The 16,307-nt window shown below is 60.1% G+C and carries 18 protein-coding genes and 1 pseudogene; 12 read left to right on the plus strand and 7 right to left on the minus strand.

Going from position 1 to position 16,307, the window contains the following annotated elements; translation table 11 throughout:
* Positions 1-18: 18 nt before the first annotated feature.
* The gene (pdxY, locus tag PSH64_RS30070) at positions 19-891 is read right to left on the minus strand and encodes a pyridoxal kinase PdxY (protein ID WP_105342485.1); all 873 of its coding nucleotides are present in this window, start codon (positions 889-891) and stop codon (positions 19-21) included.
* Positions 892-1,011: 120 nt separating this feature from the next.
* Here pdxY and PSH64_RS30075 point away from each other — a divergent pair, with 120 nt between their 5' ends.
* A complete protein-coding gene (locus PSH64_RS30075; protein ID WP_105342488.1) occupies positions 1,012-1,425 on the plus strand; it encodes a DUF3301 domain-containing protein in 414 nt (137 codons plus the stop codon).
* 149 nt (positions 1,426-1,574) lie between these two features.
* Here PSH64_RS30075 and PSH64_RS30080 read toward each other — a convergent pair whose 3' ends face one another.
* Positions 1,575-2,546 (minus strand): GTP-binding protein, encoded by a 972-nt coding sequence (locus PSH64_RS30080; RefSeq protein ID WP_305479435.1) that lies wholly within the window; start codon positions 2,544-2,546, stop codon positions 1,575-1,577.
* A 27-nt stretch (positions 2,547-2,573) separates the two neighbouring features.
* On the opposite strand from PSH64_RS30080, the gene PSH64_RS30085 reads away from it, so the two are divergent.
* Positions 2,574-2,930: an NADH:ubiquinone oxidoreductase gene (locus PSH64_RS30085; RefSeq protein ID WP_305479437.1), complete on the plus strand. Its 357-nt coding sequence runs from the start codon at positions 2,574-2,576 to the stop codon at positions 2,928-2,930.
* A gap of 4 nt (positions 2,931-2,934) precedes the next feature.
* Here the strand turns inward: PSH64_RS30085 and PSH64_RS30090 are convergent, their stop codons facing one another.
* Together PSH64_RS30090 and zigA are read right to left on the minus strand one after the other, a co-directional pair.
* Positions 2,935-3,585 (minus strand): DUF1826 domain-containing protein, encoded by a 651-nt coding sequence (locus PSH64_RS30090; protein WP_305479439.1) that lies wholly within the window; start codon positions 3,583-3,585, stop codon positions 2,935-2,937.
* Entirely contained in the window at positions 3,585-4,793 is a 1,209-nt protein-coding gene (gene zigA / locus PSH64_RS30095) for a zinc metallochaperone GTPase ZigA (protein WP_105342497.1), read from the minus strand. Before zigA ends, PSH64_RS30090 begins: the two co-directional genes overlap by 1 nt.
* A 142-nt stretch (positions 4,794-4,935) precedes the next feature.
* Here zigA and PSH64_RS30100 point away from each other — a divergent pair, with 142 nt between their 5' ends.
* Positions 4,936-5,313, plus strand: a complete 378-nt coding sequence (locus tag PSH64_RS30100) for a glutamine synthetase (RefSeq protein WP_305479441.1) — start codon at positions 4,936-4,938, stop codon at positions 5,311-5,313.
* Here the strand turns inward: PSH64_RS30100 and PSH64_RS30105 are convergent.
* The gene (locus PSH64_RS30105) at positions 5,310-6,518 is read right to left on the minus strand and encodes an N-acetylmuramoyl-L-alanine amidase (RefSeq protein WP_305479443.1); all 1,209 of its coding nucleotides are present in this window, start codon (positions 6,516-6,518) and stop codon (positions 5,310-5,312) included. The two genes, PSH64_RS30100 and PSH64_RS30105, sit on opposite strands and share 4 nt — an antisense overlap.
* Before the next feature lie 86 nt (positions 6,519-6,604).
* On the opposite strand from PSH64_RS30105, the gene folE2 reads away from it, so the two are divergent.
* The 7 genes from folE2 to PSH64_RS30140 are packed head-to-tail and all read left to right on the plus strand — an operon-like array spanning position 6,605 to position 12,753.
* Complete coding sequence (folE2, locus tag PSH64_RS30110; protein ID WP_305479445.1) at positions 6,605-7,501, plus strand: GTP cyclohydrolase FolE2; 897 nt, start codon at positions 6,605-6,607, stop codon at positions 7,499-7,501.
* The gene (locus PSH64_RS30115; protein ID WP_305479447.1) at positions 7,498-8,166 is read left to right on the plus strand and encodes a metal ABC transporter ATP-binding protein; all 669 of its coding nucleotides are present in this window, start codon (positions 7,498-7,500) and stop codon (positions 8,164-8,166) included. Before folE2 ends, PSH64_RS30115 begins: the two co-directional genes overlap by 4 nt.
* Positions 8,166-9,032 (plus strand): metal ABC transporter permease, encoded by an 867-nt coding sequence (locus tag PSH64_RS30120; RefSeq protein WP_305479449.1) that lies wholly within the window; start codon positions 8,166-8,168, stop codon positions 9,030-9,032. Before PSH64_RS30115 ends, PSH64_RS30120 begins: the two co-directional genes overlap by 1 nt.
* 11 nt (positions 9,033-9,043) lie before the next feature.
* Positions 9,044-9,919 (plus strand): metal ABC transporter substrate-binding protein, encoded by an 876-nt coding sequence (locus PSH64_RS30125; RefSeq protein WP_305479451.1) that lies wholly within the window; start codon positions 9,044-9,046, stop codon positions 9,917-9,919.
* Entirely contained in the window at positions 9,916-10,476 is a 561-nt protein-coding gene (locus PSH64_RS30130) for a DapH/DapD/GlmU-related protein (RefSeq protein ID WP_019580363.1), read from the plus strand. Before PSH64_RS30125 ends, PSH64_RS30130 begins: the two co-directional genes overlap by 4 nt.
* Positions 10,477-10,478: 2 nt before the next feature.
* Positions 10,479-11,816: a dihydroorotase gene (locus tag PSH64_RS30135; RefSeq protein WP_305479453.1), complete on the plus strand. Its 1,338-nt coding sequence runs from the start codon at positions 10,479-10,481 to the stop codon at positions 11,814-11,816.
* Between the two features lie 31 nt (positions 11,817-11,847).
* Positions 11,848-12,753, plus strand: a complete 906-nt coding sequence (locus PSH64_RS30140) for a His/Gly/Thr/Pro-type tRNA ligase C-terminal domain-containing protein (RefSeq protein WP_305479454.1) — start codon at positions 11,848-11,850, stop codon at positions 12,751-12,753.
* Positions 12,754-12,831: 78 nt separating this feature from the next.
* Here PSH64_RS30140 and PSH64_RS30145 read toward each other — a convergent pair whose 3' ends face one another.
* Positions 12,832-13,353, minus strand: coding sequence for a DUF3617 domain-containing protein (locus PSH64_RS30145; RefSeq protein ID WP_105342520.1), 522 nt, complete (start codon positions 13,351-13,353; stop codon positions 12,832-12,834).
* Between the two features lie 39 nt (positions 13,354-13,392).
* On the opposite strand from PSH64_RS30145, the pseudogene PSH64_RS30585 reads away from it, so the two are divergent.
* Positions 13,393-13,461 (plus strand): annotated as a pseudogene (locus PSH64_RS30585) (hypothetical protein); the annotation flags it as partial.
* Between the two features lie 24 nt (positions 13,462-13,485).
* Entirely contained in the window at positions 13,486-14,925 is a 1,440-nt protein-coding gene (cls, locus tag PSH64_RS30150) for a cardiolipin synthase (RefSeq protein ID WP_105342521.1), read from the plus strand.
* Here the strand turns inward: cls and cfaB are convergent.
* Positions 14,922-16,106 (minus strand): C17 cyclopropane fatty acid synthase CfaB, encoded by a 1,185-nt coding sequence (cfaB, locus tag PSH64_RS30155; RefSeq protein ID WP_305479457.1) that lies wholly within the window; start codon positions 16,104-16,106, stop codon positions 14,922-14,924. The two genes, cls and cfaB, sit on opposite strands and share 4 nt — an antisense overlap.
* Positions 16,107-16,307: the final 201 nt, after the last annotated feature.

Below are 16,307 nucleotides of genomic sequence, written 5' to 3' on the forward strand. Positions count from 1 at the left end.
ATTGGGATAACCCCCCGATTACAAACTGATCGCGGTCGCCTCGAACCGCACCCGGGGATGGGCGATCCGGTCCTGCGCCCGCACCAGTTCCAGCTCGTAGCTGGCACAAACCTGGGTTTCCAGCAGCACTTCATGCACCGCCGCCGCAGTGAATTCAAAGGCATTCACCAGGCTGTCACCCAGCAGCACACGCGCCAGGAACAGCCCGGAAGTCAGATCGCCAACGCCCACCGGCTGACGGGGAAACGCCAGCAGCGGCCGACGCAAGTGCCAGCTGCCTTCAGCGGTCACCAGCAACATCTCGAAGCCATCCGCCGGTTTGCCGGGATAGTCGAGATGCTTGACCAGCACCGCCTTCGGACCGCGCGCCAGCAGCGACCGCGCCATGGCCAGGCAATCGAATAATGATTGCGCCTTACGCCCCGAGAAGCTGTTCAGTTCCAACTGATTCGGACACATGAAATCGGCCACCGCCGCGGCTTCTTCGAGCAGAAAATCGCTGACCTCGGCTGGAACACTGCAGCCCTTTTCCGGATGGCCCATCACCGGGTCGCAGAGATATAAAGCTTTTGGATTGATCGATTTGATTCGCTCCACCCCCACCAGAATCGCCCGGCCCTGGGCCGCGCTGCCGAGGTAGCCGGACAACACGGCATCGCAGTTACCCAACTCGCCAATTGCCGCGATCCCTTCCACCAATTCCGGAATCTGATGCGGAGACAGCACTTCCCCGGCCCATTGGCCATATTGCGTGTGGTTGGAGAACTGCACGGTATTGAGCGGCCAGACGTTCACCCCGACCCGCTGCATCGGGAATACCGCGGCGCTGTTGCCAGCATGGCCGAACACCACGTGGGACTGGATGGCGAGCAGATGGGGCGTACGTTTCATGCGGTGAGTTTTCCGTAAACCGATTGAAATTCGAGCCGCGCAGTATGCGACTAAACGCAGCCTGTACGACAGACCGGCGACGCAGTTAAGCTGACACTATCTTGTTGGAGCACCCTGCTGATGCTGACCCTCGGAAATATCTTCGTGTTTATGCTGCTCGCCACCGGTGGTGCGTGGCTGTGGCACAACCACGGCTTGCGTGAACGCGCGCTGGAACGGGTTCAGCAGCACTGTGCCAAGCTGCGGATCGAGTTGCTGGACGGCAACGTAGCCTTGAAAAAGATCGCTTTCATTAAAGACGCTAATGGCCGTCGGCGCCTGGCCCGTGTGTATAACTTCGAATTCACCGTGACCGGCGAAACACGCCACACCGGTACCATCACCCAGTTCGGCGCCCATAGCGCGCAGATCGAGCTCGCGCCCTACCCGATGCCGTTCGACGACACACCGCCGGTGGTCGATATCGCGAAGCCCAGCGCCGAGGTGATTGAATTGAGCCAGTGGCGGCAGGAACACACCAAGTGGCGGCCTTGAAGGTGGTTGTCGTCAGATAAATCCATTCGCGAGCAAGCCCGCTCCCACATTTGGTCTGTTGTGCGGCACAACTTGTGTAAACCCCACAGAACCCCTGTGGGAGCGGGCTTGCTCGCGAAGAGGCCTTCACAGGCTCTGCAAAAAACCAGCTAGCTCGCTTGCACCCGGCATCCGGCCAAGCCTTGCTGCAACCCCTCAACAGCCTGCGCCTCACTGAAAATCAGCTCGATGCGCGAATCCCGTCGCCATTCGCTGGGTTGCCAATCCAGTAACGAGTTATCCAGCCCATTGGCCGACACCCACCCCTCGACGCTGTGGATAACCAGTTTCGCCCGCCGCCATTCAAGGCTCTCGAGCCACTTTCCGATCAGTACGACATCGAATGCCTGACTCGGATGCCAACGCCAGCCGACGCTCCAGCCACCCTCTTGCGCCTGACTCAAGCAAATCGGCTGCGTGGGGTCAGTCCAGATGGCTGGCATCTGCGCCAATCCCTTGGGCACGACAAAGTTATCCACACCCGCGACAGCCTGGGCCTTGAGGCCCGGTAACTCGGTCAACGGCAAGACGGCTTGCTGCGTCCAGTACAAAGGACGCGACGGTAACTGTGCGGCGATTCGCTGGCGACCACTGTCGTCGAGGCCTTCAGACTTGTTCAGCAACAGCAAGCCGGCACTGTCCAAGGCTTGCTGTTGCGCCGCAGGTAGCGGTTTTCCGGCCGCGAGCGCCTGGGCGTCCAACACCAGCACACAGGGCTGCACCGCCAGGACGCCTTGCCATGGCGCCTCGCGCAATTGCCTGAGCAACTGCGCCGGATGCCCCAGCCCGGAGGGCTCGATGAACAGTCGATCCGGTCGTGCCTTGCGCAGCAACCGCCCGAGGCCGATCTGAAACGGCGCACCATTGACGCAACACAAACACCCCCCGGCCACTTCCCCCAGTGCGATACCATCGGCGTCCTGGGTCAACAGCGCAGCATCCAGGCCGATCTGGCCGAACTCGTTGATCAGCACCGCCCAGCGCTCACCCGCCGGCCGCTGCGCCAGCAGGTGCTTGATCAGGCTGGTCTTGCCTGCCCCCAGCGGGCCTGCAATGACATGGGTGGGAATGTTCTGCAACATGATCAAGGTTTTCTGAGGAGGTCAAGGATGCGGTTGATGGGATGGTCGTTACTTCTGGTGCTCACGTCGAGTGAAGTGCTGGCCCAGGCCTGCGTGGTGCACAGCACGGCTGCGCGGCTCGACGTGAAGGTCTGCCAGCAGAACCGCAACATCCCGGAAAAACTGTTCGCCGACGGTTTCTGCCAGCCGAATCTGGCCGGGCAGAAGGTCGAGGTGCAGTACGTCGACCAATGCCCCACCGGCGCGTTCGGGGTGTGCAGCAACGCTCAAGTCGCCAATATGCCTTACCGGCAGGATATTCACTATTACGGCGTGGCCACCGATGCGGCGTATCTGAAGCCGTTTTGCGAAACCCAGAGCCAGGGAACCTGGCTCAACCCTTGAGCCGCTAGCTCAGCCAGTCAAGGGTCAGAATCAAACGACGCTCACCCGGCGCCAGCAGCGGCGAACGGTGAATCAGGCCGAAGCCTTCGTTGCCGTGCCACTTCTCTCCTTTGAGCAGCGCCACTTCGCCGCTGGCGATTTGCTGGACCAGCGAATCATCCTGCGGTTCGGCGTCAGGCTTGCCTAATTGCCGGCGATCCATCGCCCCTTCCTTCAGCCATTGGCTGCCAATCCCTGCGTAGGTGGTGATCAACCGCACCGGCACATGATCGACGTGGAAACGCGGGCACATGGCTTTGTCCAGAACCCGCAGGCGCAGGCCGATACGTTGGGCGCCCAGCAGGCAGGCGAACGCGCTGACCAGCCAGGAAACGTCGGCGATAAAGCCTTCGTAACCTTCAAGGTCGCCGAAGCCTGAGGCTAAACCGTGGAGATTGGGTTCGGCGTCTTCACTGGCCATTTCCAGGGACAGCGATTCGGCCAGCGGCTCGTTCAGGGACAGCAGCAAGCGACCGAAACCGGCAATGTGCGCCGGCAGTTGGCGTTGCCAGAGGGCGAGGTTCACACCGTCGTCCAGAATCCCGGTCAGCACCTTTGGCGTTTCACCTTGAACCTGAGCAATGAGCGGTCGCCGCTTCAGACTGGGCGCCAGCATCAGGCCGCCGCCTCTTCGTGCCAGGGACCGAACGGATCGGGCAACAACCGCCAACCCTCGACGCCCAGGGCCATTTCAGCATCCGTCAGCAGGCAGTTATCAAGTTCGGCGGTGAGTTGTGCAAAGTCGATGTTCTGGCCGATAAATACCAGTTCCTGCCGGCAATCGCCGGTGGCGGCCGTCCAGTTTTCCATGATCCCCGCGGTGCTTTCTTCATCCTGCGGCCACTGGTTTTTCGGCACGAAACGCCACCAGCGCCCGGCAAAACCATGACGCATCAAGCCGCCGGCCTGGGACCAACTGCCGGCGTCCATGTGTTTGCTGGCCAGCCAGAAAAAGCCCTTGGAACGCAGCAGTCTGCCGTTCACCCACGGGCGGTCGATGAAGCTGAAAAAGCGCTGCGGATGAAACGGTCGCCGCGCCCGATAGGCCGTGGAGGCAATGCCGTACTCCTCGGTTTCCGGGACGTGCTCACCACGCAGTTCCTGTAACCAACCCGGCGCCTGAGCGGCCCTTTCGAAGTCGAAGCGGCCGGTGTCGAGGATTTTCTTGAGCGGTACTTCACCCATGACCATCGGAATGATTTCGGCCTGGGCATTGAGCCGTTCGAGGATCGCGATCAACTCCTGGCGCTCGCGGCTGCTGATCAAATCGATCTTGCTGATCAGGATCACGTCAGCGAATTCGATCTGCTCGATCAACAGGTCAGTGATCGAGCGTTCGTCCTCCTCTCCCAGGGTTTCGCCACGGGAAGCGAGGCTTTCAGCGGCTTGGTAGTCGAGCAGGAAGTTCATGCCGTCGACCACGGTGACCATGGTGTCAAGCCGTGCAATGTCCGCAAGGCTCTGCCCTTCTTCATCGCGAAACGTGAAAGTTTCCGCCACGGGCAACGGCTCGGAAATGCCCGTGGACTCGATCAACAGGTAATCGAAACGACCGTCCTTGGCGAGTTTGCTGACTTCTTCGAGCAAATCTTCCCGCAAGGTGCAGCAAATGCAGCCATTGCTCATTTCCACGAGCTTTTCTTCGGCACGGTTCAGGCTGACATCGCGTTGAACTTCGCTGCCATCGATATTGATCTCGCTCATGTCGTTGACGATCACCGCGACCCGCAGATTATCGCGATTACGTAGTACGTAATTCAGCAGTGTACTTTTTCCGGCGCCGAGAAAGCCCGACAGGACGGTCACGGGGAGACGATTGGGCATCAGGTATTCCTCACAGGGATGCCCGGTCGCAATGTCGGGCTTAATTTATGTTATAGTATAACAACACAAACAAGCCACTCTCCTCTTGCTCACCGCGACAAAGAGCACGATGCTTTAACCCGTCCGCTCCTTGAGAAATGCCATGGGAAACGCTCTGAGATTCTCGTTGTTGAGCCTTTCGCTGCTGATCGCAGTCGATGCCTGGGGACAAATTCCCAGCCTGGCCAAATGCACCCGCAGCGCCAATCTGCTGGCCTGCGTGGATGCCGACGGCAATGCCTACAGCGTTAACACCGTCGGCAACATGATCTACTTGCGCGGCTTTGAAGTCGCCGGTAAACGCTATTGGGCGCAGACCAATAGCCGCTACGGGCAACTGACGTTCTTTACCGGCATCGCGTCCGATGGCGAAGCCTGGGTCGGCTACAACCGCCGGGTTGGCTGGACAACCATCAATCGGTTCTCCAGCTCCGGGGGCAGCAGCGCGAAGTTCACCTGCAGCCGGATGACCGGTTGCTAGGCCTGTGCCTTTTTCTGCTCCTGCTGCCAGGCGATATAGCTGTTCATTGGGGGATTCTTCTGGAAGTAACGCTGCAAGCCTTCGAATAAACCATCCGCCACGGCCTGCTGATGCCGCGCCGTCACCAGTCGCTGGCTGTCGCGGGCGTTCGAGATGAAGCCGGTTTCCACCAGAATCGATGGCACATCCGGCGACTTCAACACGGCGAAACCCGCCTGTTCCACACGCTTCTGATGCAGCGTGGTAATGCCTGCCAGGCTGCCGAGCACCGTGTTGCCCAACTGCAAACTGGCGGCGATGGTGGCGTTCATCGACATGTCGAGAATCACCCCGGCGAGCATCGGATCCTTGTCCTTGAGATTGAGCAGGCTGGTGGCGCCCAACAGGTCCGCACCGTTCTCCCGTTGCGCCATGAAGCGCGCCGTGGCCGAGGTCGCGCCGCCTTCGGACAGGCAGTACACCGACGCACCTGAAGCGGTGAGGCGCGGCGCGGCGTCCGCATGGACGGAGATGAACATGTCGGCCTTGTGCTTGCGGGCGATCTCCACGCGCTTGCGCAGCGGGACGAAGAAGTCATCGTTACGCACCAGTTTCACGTCGAAGCCCTTTTCACGCTTCAGCCTCTTGGCCAACAGCTGGGCGATCGATAGCACCACGTCTTTCTCCCGCTCACCTTTGGCGCCGACCGCGCCCGGGTCTTTGCCGCCGTGACCAGGGTCGACCACCACAATGATGTCGCGCTTGGGGTGAGCCTTGTCGATGATGGGCTCACGTTTTTCCGACGACGCCGCCGCGATCTGTAGCGGAGCAATGGCCTTCAGATCGAGCACCAATCGGTGCCCCTGCCCATCCTGTGGCGGCAGCAGGAAACTGTTGAGCTGCACCGGGCCGCTGAGGTCAAGAACGATCCGCGTATCACCCTGACCGAAATGCCCGGAACGGATCGCGCGAATCACCGAGTTGTCGAGCACCAACTGACTGAAGTCGCCACTGAGGTCGGCGCCACTCAGATCGATGATCAGCCGCTCAGGAGCACTCAGGGAAAAGGTTTTGTATTGCACCGGCCCGCTCAGATCGAACACCAGTCGCAGCTTGTCGTCCGAACGCCACAGTCGTGCATTGCGAATTTGCGTGGCCGACACACCAAAAGGTAACGCGAAGGCCGCGCTGGCCAGAATCAGGTTGAGCAAGTGACGTCTGTGCATGATGAAAGCTCGTTCACGAAAAAGGCATCGTCGATTTGATTGTTATAATATAACATGCCAAATCAACTCCCACGATGGACCTGCTCATGAATGCGCTGACTCTGCCGGATATCGCCGCGCAGGCCTCACGCCAAGCCCTGCCACTCGATTGGGTGGGCATGTGCGGCGTTGCTCTTCCTGTTTTATTCGATGGCCAGCGACTGAACGCAAAGGCCGACGCCGGCGTTAGCCTCGACGATGGAGAGGCGCGTGGCATTCATATGTCGCGGCTGTATCTGGCGCTGGAACTGCTTGAGCAGGAGAACCTTTCACCCGCGTTGTTGCGGCGAGTCTTGCGGAGTTTTCTCGAGACTCATGAAGGACTTTCCCACAACGCTTACCTAAAAATTCATACCGATCTATTGCTCAAAAGACCCGCGCTCGTCAGTCCCCTGGCCGGCTGGAAAACTTATCCGGTGAGCATCGAAGCCAGTTTTAAAAACGCGATGTTCCACGTGGAACTTAAAATCGACGTGCCTTATTCCTCAACCTGCCCGTGCTCAGCAGCCCTTGCGAGACAGTTGATTCAGCAGCAATTCGTTGACGATTTCGCCAATCAACCATTGCAACACGCAGACGTTCTGGCTTGGCTCGGCTCCACGAAAGGCATCATCGCGACACCGCATAGCCAACGCAGCAATGCACAATTACGGCTGCGTCTGGATGACTATCTGGATGACCTGCCGCTGATCGCCGCGATCAACGACGCGGAAGCAGCCCTCGGCACTGCTGTGCAAACCGCCGTGAAACGCGCCGACGAACAAGCTTTCGCCCTCGCCAACGGTCAAAACCTGATGTTCTGCGAAGACGCCGCGCGACGCCTGAACTTGGCACTGAGACGCTCCCCGGGCATCAACGCCTTTCACGTGCGAGTCGTCCACGCCGAAAGTCTTCACGCCCACGATGCCGTCGCCGAAAGCCGCTGGAACTGGGAGGCTGCATGATCCGATGCCAAGCCTTGCGCTGGGGCGCACCCGGTCAGCCACTCACTCCGCCAGTGGATTTCGAATTACCCCAGGGCAGCCTGACCGCCGTCATCGGCGCCAACGGTTCGGGTAAAAGCAGCCTGCTGAAGGTCATCGCCGGCTTGCAAAAGCCACTGGCTGGCAACGTCGTCATTGATGTTCCACGCAAGGGCGGGCTTTCGTTCCTGCCTCAGCAACAACACCTGGACCGGCAATTCCCCGTCAGCCTGCAAGAGTTGGTGGCCGCAGGTTTTTGGGGCAGCAAGCAAACTCCGGAAATTCGCAGCCAGCGACTCAAGGCTGCACTGGAAGACTGGTGCCTGACCGGTCTGGAACATCGCCCGTTGATGGCCCTTTCCGGGGGCGAATTGCAGCGGGCCCTGCTCGCCCGACTGAGCCTCGCCGAAGCGCGCTTGCTGCTGCTCGACGAACCCCACGCCGCTCTCGATGAGCTCGGCCAGGCGCTGCTCTGGAAACACATCCACGCCTGGCATGCCGATGGCCGAACCCTGGTCGTGGTGTGTCACGACCTGGCCGCCGTGCGCCAACATATTCCACAAGCATTACTGATCAAAAGTAGCGGTTGCGTCCTCGGTCCCAGTACCGAGCTGATTCGCCAACAACCTCAGACGCAGGTGGCTTGATGATCGCTGCCGCTAACCTTTGGCAACCGTTCCACGAATTCGTGTTCATGCGCCGAGCGCTGCTCGGTGGCCTTGTCCTGGCGTGCAGCACGGCACCGCTTGGGGTCTTTCTGATCCTGCGACGCATGAGCCTGATTGGCGACGCGGTGGCTCACGGTATCTTGCCCGGTGCCGCATTGGGCTTCTGGTTCGCCGGATTGAGCCTGCCCGCGCTGACCATCGGCGGCCTCGGTGCCGGCCTGAGCATGGCCGGATTAGCCGCCTGGATTACCCGTCGCACCGGTTTGCGGGAAGACGCGAGCCTGGCCGCGATCTACCCGATATCGCTGGCCAGCGGTGTGCTGATCCTTGGCATCGCCGGCAAGCGTCTGGACCTGTTGCACCTGTTGTTCGGCTCGGCGCTGGCGGTCGATGGCCCGACCTTGACCGGCATGCTCTGGGTCTCGGGCTTCAGCCTGATCGCCATGGCGCTCATCTACAAACCACTGTTGCTGGACACCCTCGACCCACTCTTTCTGCAAACCGTCAGCCGCCTCGGGCCACTGGCTCACGGGGTATTTCTGACGCTGGTGGTGCTGAACCTGGTGATCGGTTTCCAAGCCATCGGCGCACTAATGGTGGTTGGTTTGATGATGTTGCCGGCTGCTGCTTCCCGCTTCTGGAGTCGCCGTTTGCCAGTGCTGATTGCCATCGCCGCGCTGCTCGGCTGCCTCTCGGTCTGGCTCGGACTATTGCTGTCGCTCTACTACTCACTGCCCAGCGGTCCGGCGATCGTGCTGGTGGCTGGCGGTTGGTATCTGCTGTCCGTGGTGTTCGGTCCGGTGCACGGCTTGCTGCGCCGCCCGCCTTTGCTCACATCCCAATGAGGTGTTGCCCGATGCGCGCTTTACTCGTGCTGTTCAGTTTGATGCTGTCTATGTCGCTGTCTGCCGCGGAAAAACTCCAGGTGGTCACCAGCTTCAGCATCCTCGCCGACATGACCCGTCAGGTCGGCGGCGACCATATTCAGATCACCAACATGGTCGGCCCGGACGCCGATGCTCACACCTACGAACCGACGCCGGACGATGCAAAGGCATTGCTCAACGCCAGACTTATCATCAAGAACGGGCTGGGTTTCGAGCCATGGCTGGACCGCCTGGTGACCAGCACCGAGACCAAAGCACCGGTGATCAGCGCCAGCCATGGAGTCATCCCGCGCTCACTGGATGAAGACGGCGAAACCATCCCGGACCCGCACGCCTGGCACAACCTGGCGAACACCGAGTTGTACATCAGCAACATCACCAAAGCACTGATCGCCGCCGACCCCGCCAACAAAACCAACTATGAGCGCAACAGCCAGGCCTATCTGAAAAAGATCTACGCCCTGCTCGCCGAGGCCAAAGCCAAGCTTGGTTCGCTGCCGCCGGGCAATCGCAAAATCGTGACCTCCCATGATGCCTTCGGCTATCTCGGTCAGGCTTATGGCATCAACTTCATGGCGCCTCAAGGTCTGTCCACCGAGCGCGAACCATCGGCCGCCGAAGTCGCTGCGCTGATCACGCAGATCCGTCAGGCCAAGGTCAAAGCGGTGTTCATGGAAAACATCAAGGACGCACGCCTGCTCAAGCAAATTGCGGAAGAAAGCGGTGCGCATATCGGCGGCACGCTGTACTCCGATGCCCTCGCTGCAACTGGCCCGGCCAGCACCTTCATCGGGCTGTTCGAATACAACCTCAACACCTTGTACGAGGCGTTGAGCAAGCCATGATCCGCAAGAATCCTTCAGGTGATCTGCCGTTGATTGCGGAGTCGGCGTACGTGGATAAAACCGCAATCATCTGCGGCAAAGTGGTGATCGGCGAGAACGTCTTCGTCGGCCCCTACGCGGTGATTCGCGCCGACGAAGTGGACGACTCGGGCGAGATGGAAGCGATCACCATCGGCGCCAATTCGAACATCCAGGACGGTGTGGTGATCCACTCCAAGTCCGGCGCGGCGGTGACCATCGGCGAGTTCAGCTCAATCGCCCACCGCTCCATCGTCCATGGCCCCTGCAGCGTCGGTAATCGCGTATTCATCGGTTTCAACAGCGTGCTGTTCAACTGCGCGGTGGGCGACGGTTGCGTGGTGCGGCACAACTCGGTAGTCGATGGTCGTGACTTGCCTGACGCCTTCTACGTGCCCTCCACCACACGCATCGGCCCCAACACCGACCTGTCGCAGTTCCCACCAGTCAGCGTCAGCGCCTCGGAGTTTTCCGAAGACGTGGCGCGCACCAACGTTGATTTAGTCCGCGGCTACAAAGCCCTGCAGAACGAGTTCTGACCATGAGCAGCGTGCTGATTCGCAACGCCCGACTGGTGAACGAAGGCCGGGAATTCGACGGTGATCTGCTGGTAAGCCACGGTCGCATCGTCAAGATCGCCAGCAGCATCGAAGGTGAAACAGCTGCCGTGGAAATCGACGCCAACGGTCAATGGCTGCTGCCGGGCATGATCGATGACCAGGTGCATTTCCGTGACCCCGGAGCACCGGACAAGGGCAGCTTCCATACCGAGTCTCGAGCGGCGGTGGCCGGAGGCATCACCAGTTTCATGGACATGCCCAACACCTCTCCTGCCACCCTGACCCTCGCCGCACTGGCCGACAAGAAGCGCCAAGCGGCCATCCATTCAGTGGCCAATTACGGCTTTCATTTCGGCGTGAGCAACGACAATCTCGACACCGTCGCCGCACTCAATCCTTGCGAGGTGGCCGGGGTCAAAGTGTTCATGGGCGCCTCCACGGGCAACATGCTGGTGGACGATCCACGGATTCTTGAACGGCTCTTCGCCGAGGTGCCGACCCTTTTGCTGGCCCACTGCGAACACACTCCCAGCATTGAGGCCAACACAGCGAACCTGCGGGGACTGTTCGGCGATCGCCTTCCACCCGCCGCTCACCCGCTGATCCGCAACGCCGAAGCGTGCTTTCGCTCCTCCTCGATGGCCGTTGATCTGGCCAGACAACACGGCACCCGACTGCACGTTTTACACTTGACCACCGCCCGTGAGCTGGCGCTGTTCGAAGACAAGCCACTGGCCCAGAAACACATCACTGCCGAGGTGTGTCTGCACCACTTGCTGTTCGACGACCGCGACTACCCGAGCCTCGGCAACCTGATCAAATGCAACCCGGCGATCAAGACCCAGGCCGACCGCGATGCCTTGCGCAAAGCACTGTCGGGCAATCGACTGGACGTGATCGGTAGCGATCACGCACCTCACACATGGGCGCAGAAACAGCGCCCCTACAGTCAGGCGCCGTCCGGTTTGCCGTTGGTGCAACACGCCCTGCCCGCGCTGCTGGAACTGGTGGCCGATGGAATCGTGCCGATCACCACCCTTGTGGCCAAAACCAGTCACCGGGTCGCCGATCTGTTTGCCATCCCCGACCGCGGCTACCTGCGCGAAGGGTATTGGGCCGACCTGGTGTTGATCAAACCCGAGCCCGATGGCGTGGCCGTTTCCCGGCAACCCATCCTCTCGCAATGTGGCTGGACGCCCTTCGCCCGGCATCGCTTTCGCCACAGCGTCAGCACCACCGTCGTATCGGGGCAAATTGCCTGGCACGCCAATCGTCTACATGACAGCTGCCAGGGTTTACCCCTGCGGTTCATGCGCTAACGCACGTCTGGAAGACTTCGAGAACACCGACATGATCCACATCACCCTGCCCGATGGCTCCTTGCGTGAATATGACCAGCCGCTGTCCGTGTATGAGGTTGCCGCGAGCATCAGCCTCGGCCTGGCTAACGCGGCGGTCGCGGGTCGGGTAGACGGCGTGCTGGTGGACTGTGGCTTCCTGATCGAGGGCGATGCCCGGGTCAGTATCGTCACGTCCCAGGAACCCGACGGTCTGGAGATCCTTCGCCGTTCCTGTGCGCTGATGCTGGCCATGGCCGTGAAACAGCTGCATCCGAATGCACAGCTGCGGGCCGGATCGGTGCTGGGTGACGGCTTCTTTTATGAATTTGCTTTCCGGCGATCGTTAACCCTGGCCGCGCTGCCAACGATCGAAGCGCGCATGCGTGCACTGGCGGCAACCAACCACTCGATCCGCCGTCGGGAACCAGCCTCTCGCGCGACGAGTAGCGAAGGGTTATCGCTGTATCGCCTGGGGGACTTCGAAGGTTTCGCTGAAGGCCCGCATGTTCCCACCACCAAGGTATTGCAGGCTTTCGCGCTGGACCATATCAGCGGCACGTTGCAGCAACGGATCTACGGCACATGCTGGTCCAGCCAACAGGAGCTGACCACCTGGCGAGCGCCGCCGCTGGTGATGGTGGTGAACATCGATGAGCGTCAGAGCGCTTATGCACACTCTGTGACCGAGACGCTGCGCCGTCGTGGACTGCGCGCCAACTCGGACCTGCGCAATGAGAAAATCAGCCACAAGATTCGCCAGCACAGCCAGAAGGTGCCTTATCTGTTAGTGGTGGGAGAGAAGGAAAGGGACGGTGGGTTTGTCAGTATGCGCAGTGGCAGCGGGGAGGATTTCGGGGAGCAAGGGATTGAGGCGGTGTGTGAGTTGCTGAGTCAGCCCAAGACTGGAGGTGCCTGAGCGGACGCCTTCGCGGGCAAGCCCGCTCCCACAGGGATCGCATATGACCTTGTGGGAGCGAGCCTGCTCGCAACGCTTTTAGGCTCTTGGCTTCACTGTGCCGCAATCCTGGCCCAACCACACAGCGCGAGTATCGAGGCTACCCTTCTGCTGAATGCCAGTGGCATTGAAAGTGCCGTTGACCTTGGTGGTGAACTCACGATCGCTCATAAAAGTGGCCACTCCGTTGCCTTGGGCTTTCGGACAGCTGAAACGGAATTTCCACTGGTTGCCGGTACGCTCGGTAATTTCCTGCCTGCAGCCCGATTGCGGGTCCGTCAGCGGAATATTGTCATTCTTCACCTGCTCAGGCGTCAGGCAGGCCCGAATCCCTTTACCGCCCATGGTGATCCCCTGCTTTTCCAGCTGCGCGCGCTGTGCAGGGGTCATCTGACTCTGTATCTGGCCGAGAATCAACTGCAGATCGGGCAGGTTCTGGTCATCGACCTTCATGTTGCTTGAAGTCATTTCCCACAAACCTGGTTGCAACATCTGCGCCTGAGCGGCCACAGGAAGTGTCAAACCAAACGCAATGGCCAAGCCCAGCAGACGAACGTTCATCGAATAACTCCTGATCATTAGTGGCCGTTAGACGTCAGCCACGGGCTTCGGTTCATGGGCCAATTAAATAGCGACATTCTGCCCGGAACATGGTCTGTTAAGCATTGAATCTTCAAGGAGCAAGGCTGCCCCATGGATTATTTCGGACCGCATGTTTTCGGTTATCTGATCGCACTGCTGCACACCCTGGGCTCGATCGCCGCCATCCATGCCGTGTTGACCGTTCGAACCGCTCAGGGCTCGATCGCCTGGGCTCTGTCACTGCTGTTCATTCCTTACCTCACGCTTATCCCGTATCTGGTATTTGGCCGCAGCACCTTCGATGGTTACATCAAGGCCAGGCGACAAGCCAACGAGGAAATGCGCAAGGCCATCTCCGAACTGAACTGGCGCCCCTGGGTAGAAGAGGCACTGGCTGCGCGCGCCTCCAGCGCTTACGCATCTTTGCGGGCGATGCCGAAGCTGGGACGCATGCCGTGTCTGGCGAACAATGAAGTGCACTTGTTGATCGACGGCCGGGCCACGTTCGATGCGATTTTCGACGCCATCAGCAAGGCCCGGCAAGCGGTACTGATCCAGTTCTTCATCATCCACGATGACCGCCTCGGCCAACGCCTGCATGCCCTACTAATGAAGAAAGCGGCCGAGGGTGTGGCGATTTACTTGCTCTACGACCGTATCGGCAGCCACTCCCTGCCCCACGAGTATGTGCAGCCGTTGCGAGATGCCGGCATCGAGGTCAAAGCCTTCGCCACCCGCAGCGGCTGGCTCAACCGCTTTCAGGTCAATTTCCGCAACCACCGCAAGATCGTAGTCGTCGACGGGATTGTCGGATTTGTCGGCGGGCTCAATGTCGGCGACGAGTACATGGGCGAGAAACCACCCCTGGCACCCTGGCGCGACACCCACGTGCAAGTACGCGGGCCCGTGGTGGCCTGCATGCAGGAGTCCTTCGCCGAAGACTGGTTCTGGGCGGCCCGTTCGCTGCCGCCACTGATCCTGCCGGACGTTTATCCAGATGACGGCGTACTCTGCCAATTACTGGCCAGCGGCCCGGCGGATTCCTACGAAACCTGTTCGTTGTTCTTCGTTGAAGCCATCCATGCAGCGACGGAGCGAGTGTGGATCACCAGCCCCTACTTCATCCCCGACGAAGCCGTATTCGCCGCGTTGCGACTGGCGGTGCTGCGCGGTGTGGACGTGCGGATCCTGCTGCCGTCGCGACCGGATCACCGGATCGTCTACGCCGCTTCCAGCCTTTACGCCTTCGAAGCGGTACGTGCCGGGGTGCGTATGTTCCGTTACCAACCTGGATTCTTGCATCAGAAAGTGGTGCTGATCGACAGCGAAATCAGTGCCATTGGCAGCGCCAATATGGACAACCGTTCGTTCCGGCTGAATTTCGAAGTGATGTTGCTGACAGTCGACAGCGGATTCGCCGCCGACGTGGAACAGATGCTCAACGATGACTTCGCCCAGGCGCATGAAATCGCCAAAGAAGAAGGCCGGGAGACCCGCCGCCTGCAACAGGTCGGCATGCGGATCGCCCGGCTGATTTCACCGATTCTCTAGCTGTAGATGTCGTCGCGGGTCCATGGCAGTTCATGGCTGCCATCGGGATGGGTTTTCACCGCGAGGATTTGATGCAGGTTGATCCAGCCTCTGGCGAAGGCATAGGCGCACCCCGCCAGGTACAACCGCCAGATGCGTAGCGCCTGCTCCGGCACCAGTTTGGCGGCGGCTTCCAGATTGTCTTCCAGGCGTTCACTCCAGTGGTCCAGGGTCCGCGCGTAATGCAGGCGCAGGCTCTCGACATCGACAATCTCCAGCCCCGCTTCGCTGATCTCGGCGGAGATCATCGCCAGGTGCGGCAGTTCGCCGTTGGGGAACACGTACTTCTCGATGAATTCACCGGCACCGCGCCCCACCGGGCGACCGTCGGTGTGCTTGGCGGTGATCCCGTGGTTCATCACCAGGCCGCCCTCTTTCACCGCGCCGAACAAGGTTTTGCAGTATTCGGCCAGGTTGGCGTGGCCGACATGTTCGAACATGCCGACGCTGACCACCTTGTCGAAGCGACCATCCTGAGGCAGATCGCGGTAGTCGAGCAGTTGCAGTTCGATCTGGTCTTCCAGGCCTTCGGCTTTCACCCGCTCACGAGCCAAAGTCAATTGCGCTTGGCTGAGCGTGATCCCGAACACCTTCGCGCCGAACTCCCGCGCGGCATACCGCGCCAACCCGCCCCAGCCGCAACCGACATCCAGCAGATACTCCCCTGGCTGCAAGCGCAACTTGCGGCACAGGTGGCGAAACTTGGCTTGTTGAGCCTGCTCAAGGGTTTCACTGCCGGTCTCGAAGTAGGCGCAGGAATACGCCATGTCGCTGTCGAGCCACAACTGATAGAACTCGTTGGAAAGGTCGTAGTGGTAGGAGATGGCTTTGGCGTCGGTTTCCTTGTCGTGAACCGAACGCACCGGCAGCACCTCTTCGTCTTCGCTGATCAGCGCCTGACTCCATTCATCGCAGACACGAATCACGTCGCTGATGGAGCCTTCCAGCTCCAGTTTGCCTTCGACGAACGCCGCCCCCAGCGCGTCCAGGCTCGGATGGGTGAACTGGGTAACCATGTGCGGGTCCTTGACCACAATGGTGACGCTGGGCGTCGGCCCCAGATTGAACTCATGGCCGTCCCAGAGCCGCAGGCGAAGCGGTAATTGCAGATTCTGTAAGGCCGGTGGAAGTTGCGCGAGCATGAAAAGTCCCCCTTGTTTCAGACGTCAGATCTGAGGGTAGACCATCCTTGAAAAATAGCAGGCTATCGAATTAATAGCCTTTTTCTATTCCCGGTGTTGCCACCAACGGTAAAGCCGCCAACGGGCGAGCCTTGATATGCCCCGCCTCTAACCTAAAAGACTACAACCCCGGCACACAGTTCTGAAAAGTTGAGTAGTCGC

This window comes from Pseudomonas sp. FP1742, from assembly GCF_030687145.1.
Taxonomy (GTDB): Bacteria; Pseudomonadota; Gammaproteobacteria; order Pseudomonadales; family Pseudomonadaceae; genus Aquipseudomonas; species Aquipseudomonas frederiksbergensis_D.

Coding starts and splice junctions, on each gene's coding strand:
- PSH64_RS30085 (WP_305479437.1), top strand. CDS start 2,574: ATGCGGTTGATGGGATGGTCGTTACTTCTGGTGCTCACGTCGAGTGAA.
- PSH64_RS30075 (WP_105342488.1), top strand. CDS start 1,012: ATGCTGACCCTCGGAAATATCTTCGTGTTTATGCTGCTCGCCACCGGT.
- folE2 (WP_305479445.1), top strand. CDS start 6,605: ATGAATGCGCTGACTCTGCCGGATATCGCCGCGCAGGCCTCACGCCAA.
- zigA (WP_105342497.1), bottom strand. CDS start 4,793: ATGCCCAATCGTCTCCCCGTGACCGTCCTGTCGGGCTTTCTCGGCGCC.
- pdxY (WP_105342485.1), bottom strand. CDS start 891: ATGAAACGTACGCCCCATCTGCTCGCCATCCAGTCCCACGTGGTGTTC.
- PSH64_RS30145 (WP_105342520.1), bottom strand. CDS start 13,353: ATGAACGTTCGTCTGCTGGGCTTGGCCATTGCGTTTGGTTTGACACTT.
- PSH64_RS30140 (WP_305479454.1), top strand. CDS start 11,848: ATGATCCACATCACCCTGCCCGATGGCTCCTTGCGTGAATATGACCAG.
- cls (WP_105342521.1), top strand. CDS start 13,486: ATGGATTATTTCGGACCGCATGTTTTCGGTTATCTGATCGCACTGCTG.
- PSH64_RS30130 (WP_019580363.1), top strand. CDS start 9,916: ATGATCCGCAAGAATCCTTCAGGTGATCTGCCGTTGATTGCGGAGTCG.
- PSH64_RS30125 (WP_305479451.1), top strand. CDS start 9,044: ATGCGCGCTTTACTCGTGCTGTTCAGTTTGATGCTGTCTATGTCGCTG.
- cfaB (WP_305479457.1), bottom strand. CDS start 16,106: ATGCTCGCGCAACTTCCACCGGCCTTACAGAATCTGCAATTACCGCTT.
- PSH64_RS30120 (WP_305479449.1), top strand. CDS start 8,166: ATGATCGCTGCCGCTAACCTTTGGCAACCGTTCCACGAATTCGTGTTC.
- PSH64_RS30135 (WP_305479453.1), top strand. CDS start 10,479: ATGAGCAGCGTGCTGATTCGCAACGCCCGACTGGTGAACGAAGGCCGG.
- PSH64_RS30080 (WP_305479435.1), bottom strand. CDS start 2,546: ATGTTGCAGAACATTCCCACCCATGTCATTGCAGGCCCGCTGGGGGCA.
- PSH64_RS30115 (WP_305479447.1), top strand. CDS start 7,498: ATGATCCGATGCCAAGCCTTGCGCTGGGGCGCACCCGGTCAGCCACTC.
- PSH64_RS30105 (WP_305479443.1), bottom strand. CDS start 6,518: ATGCACAGACGTCACTTGCTCAACCTGATTCTGGCCAGCGCGGCCTTC.
- PSH64_RS30090 (WP_305479439.1), bottom strand. CDS start 3,585: ATGCTGGCGCCCAGTCTGAAGCGGCGACCGCTCATTGCTCAGGTTCAA.
- PSH64_RS30100 (WP_305479441.1), top strand. CDS start 4,936: ATGGGAAACGCTCTGAGATTCTCGTTGTTGAGCCTTTCGCTGCTGATC.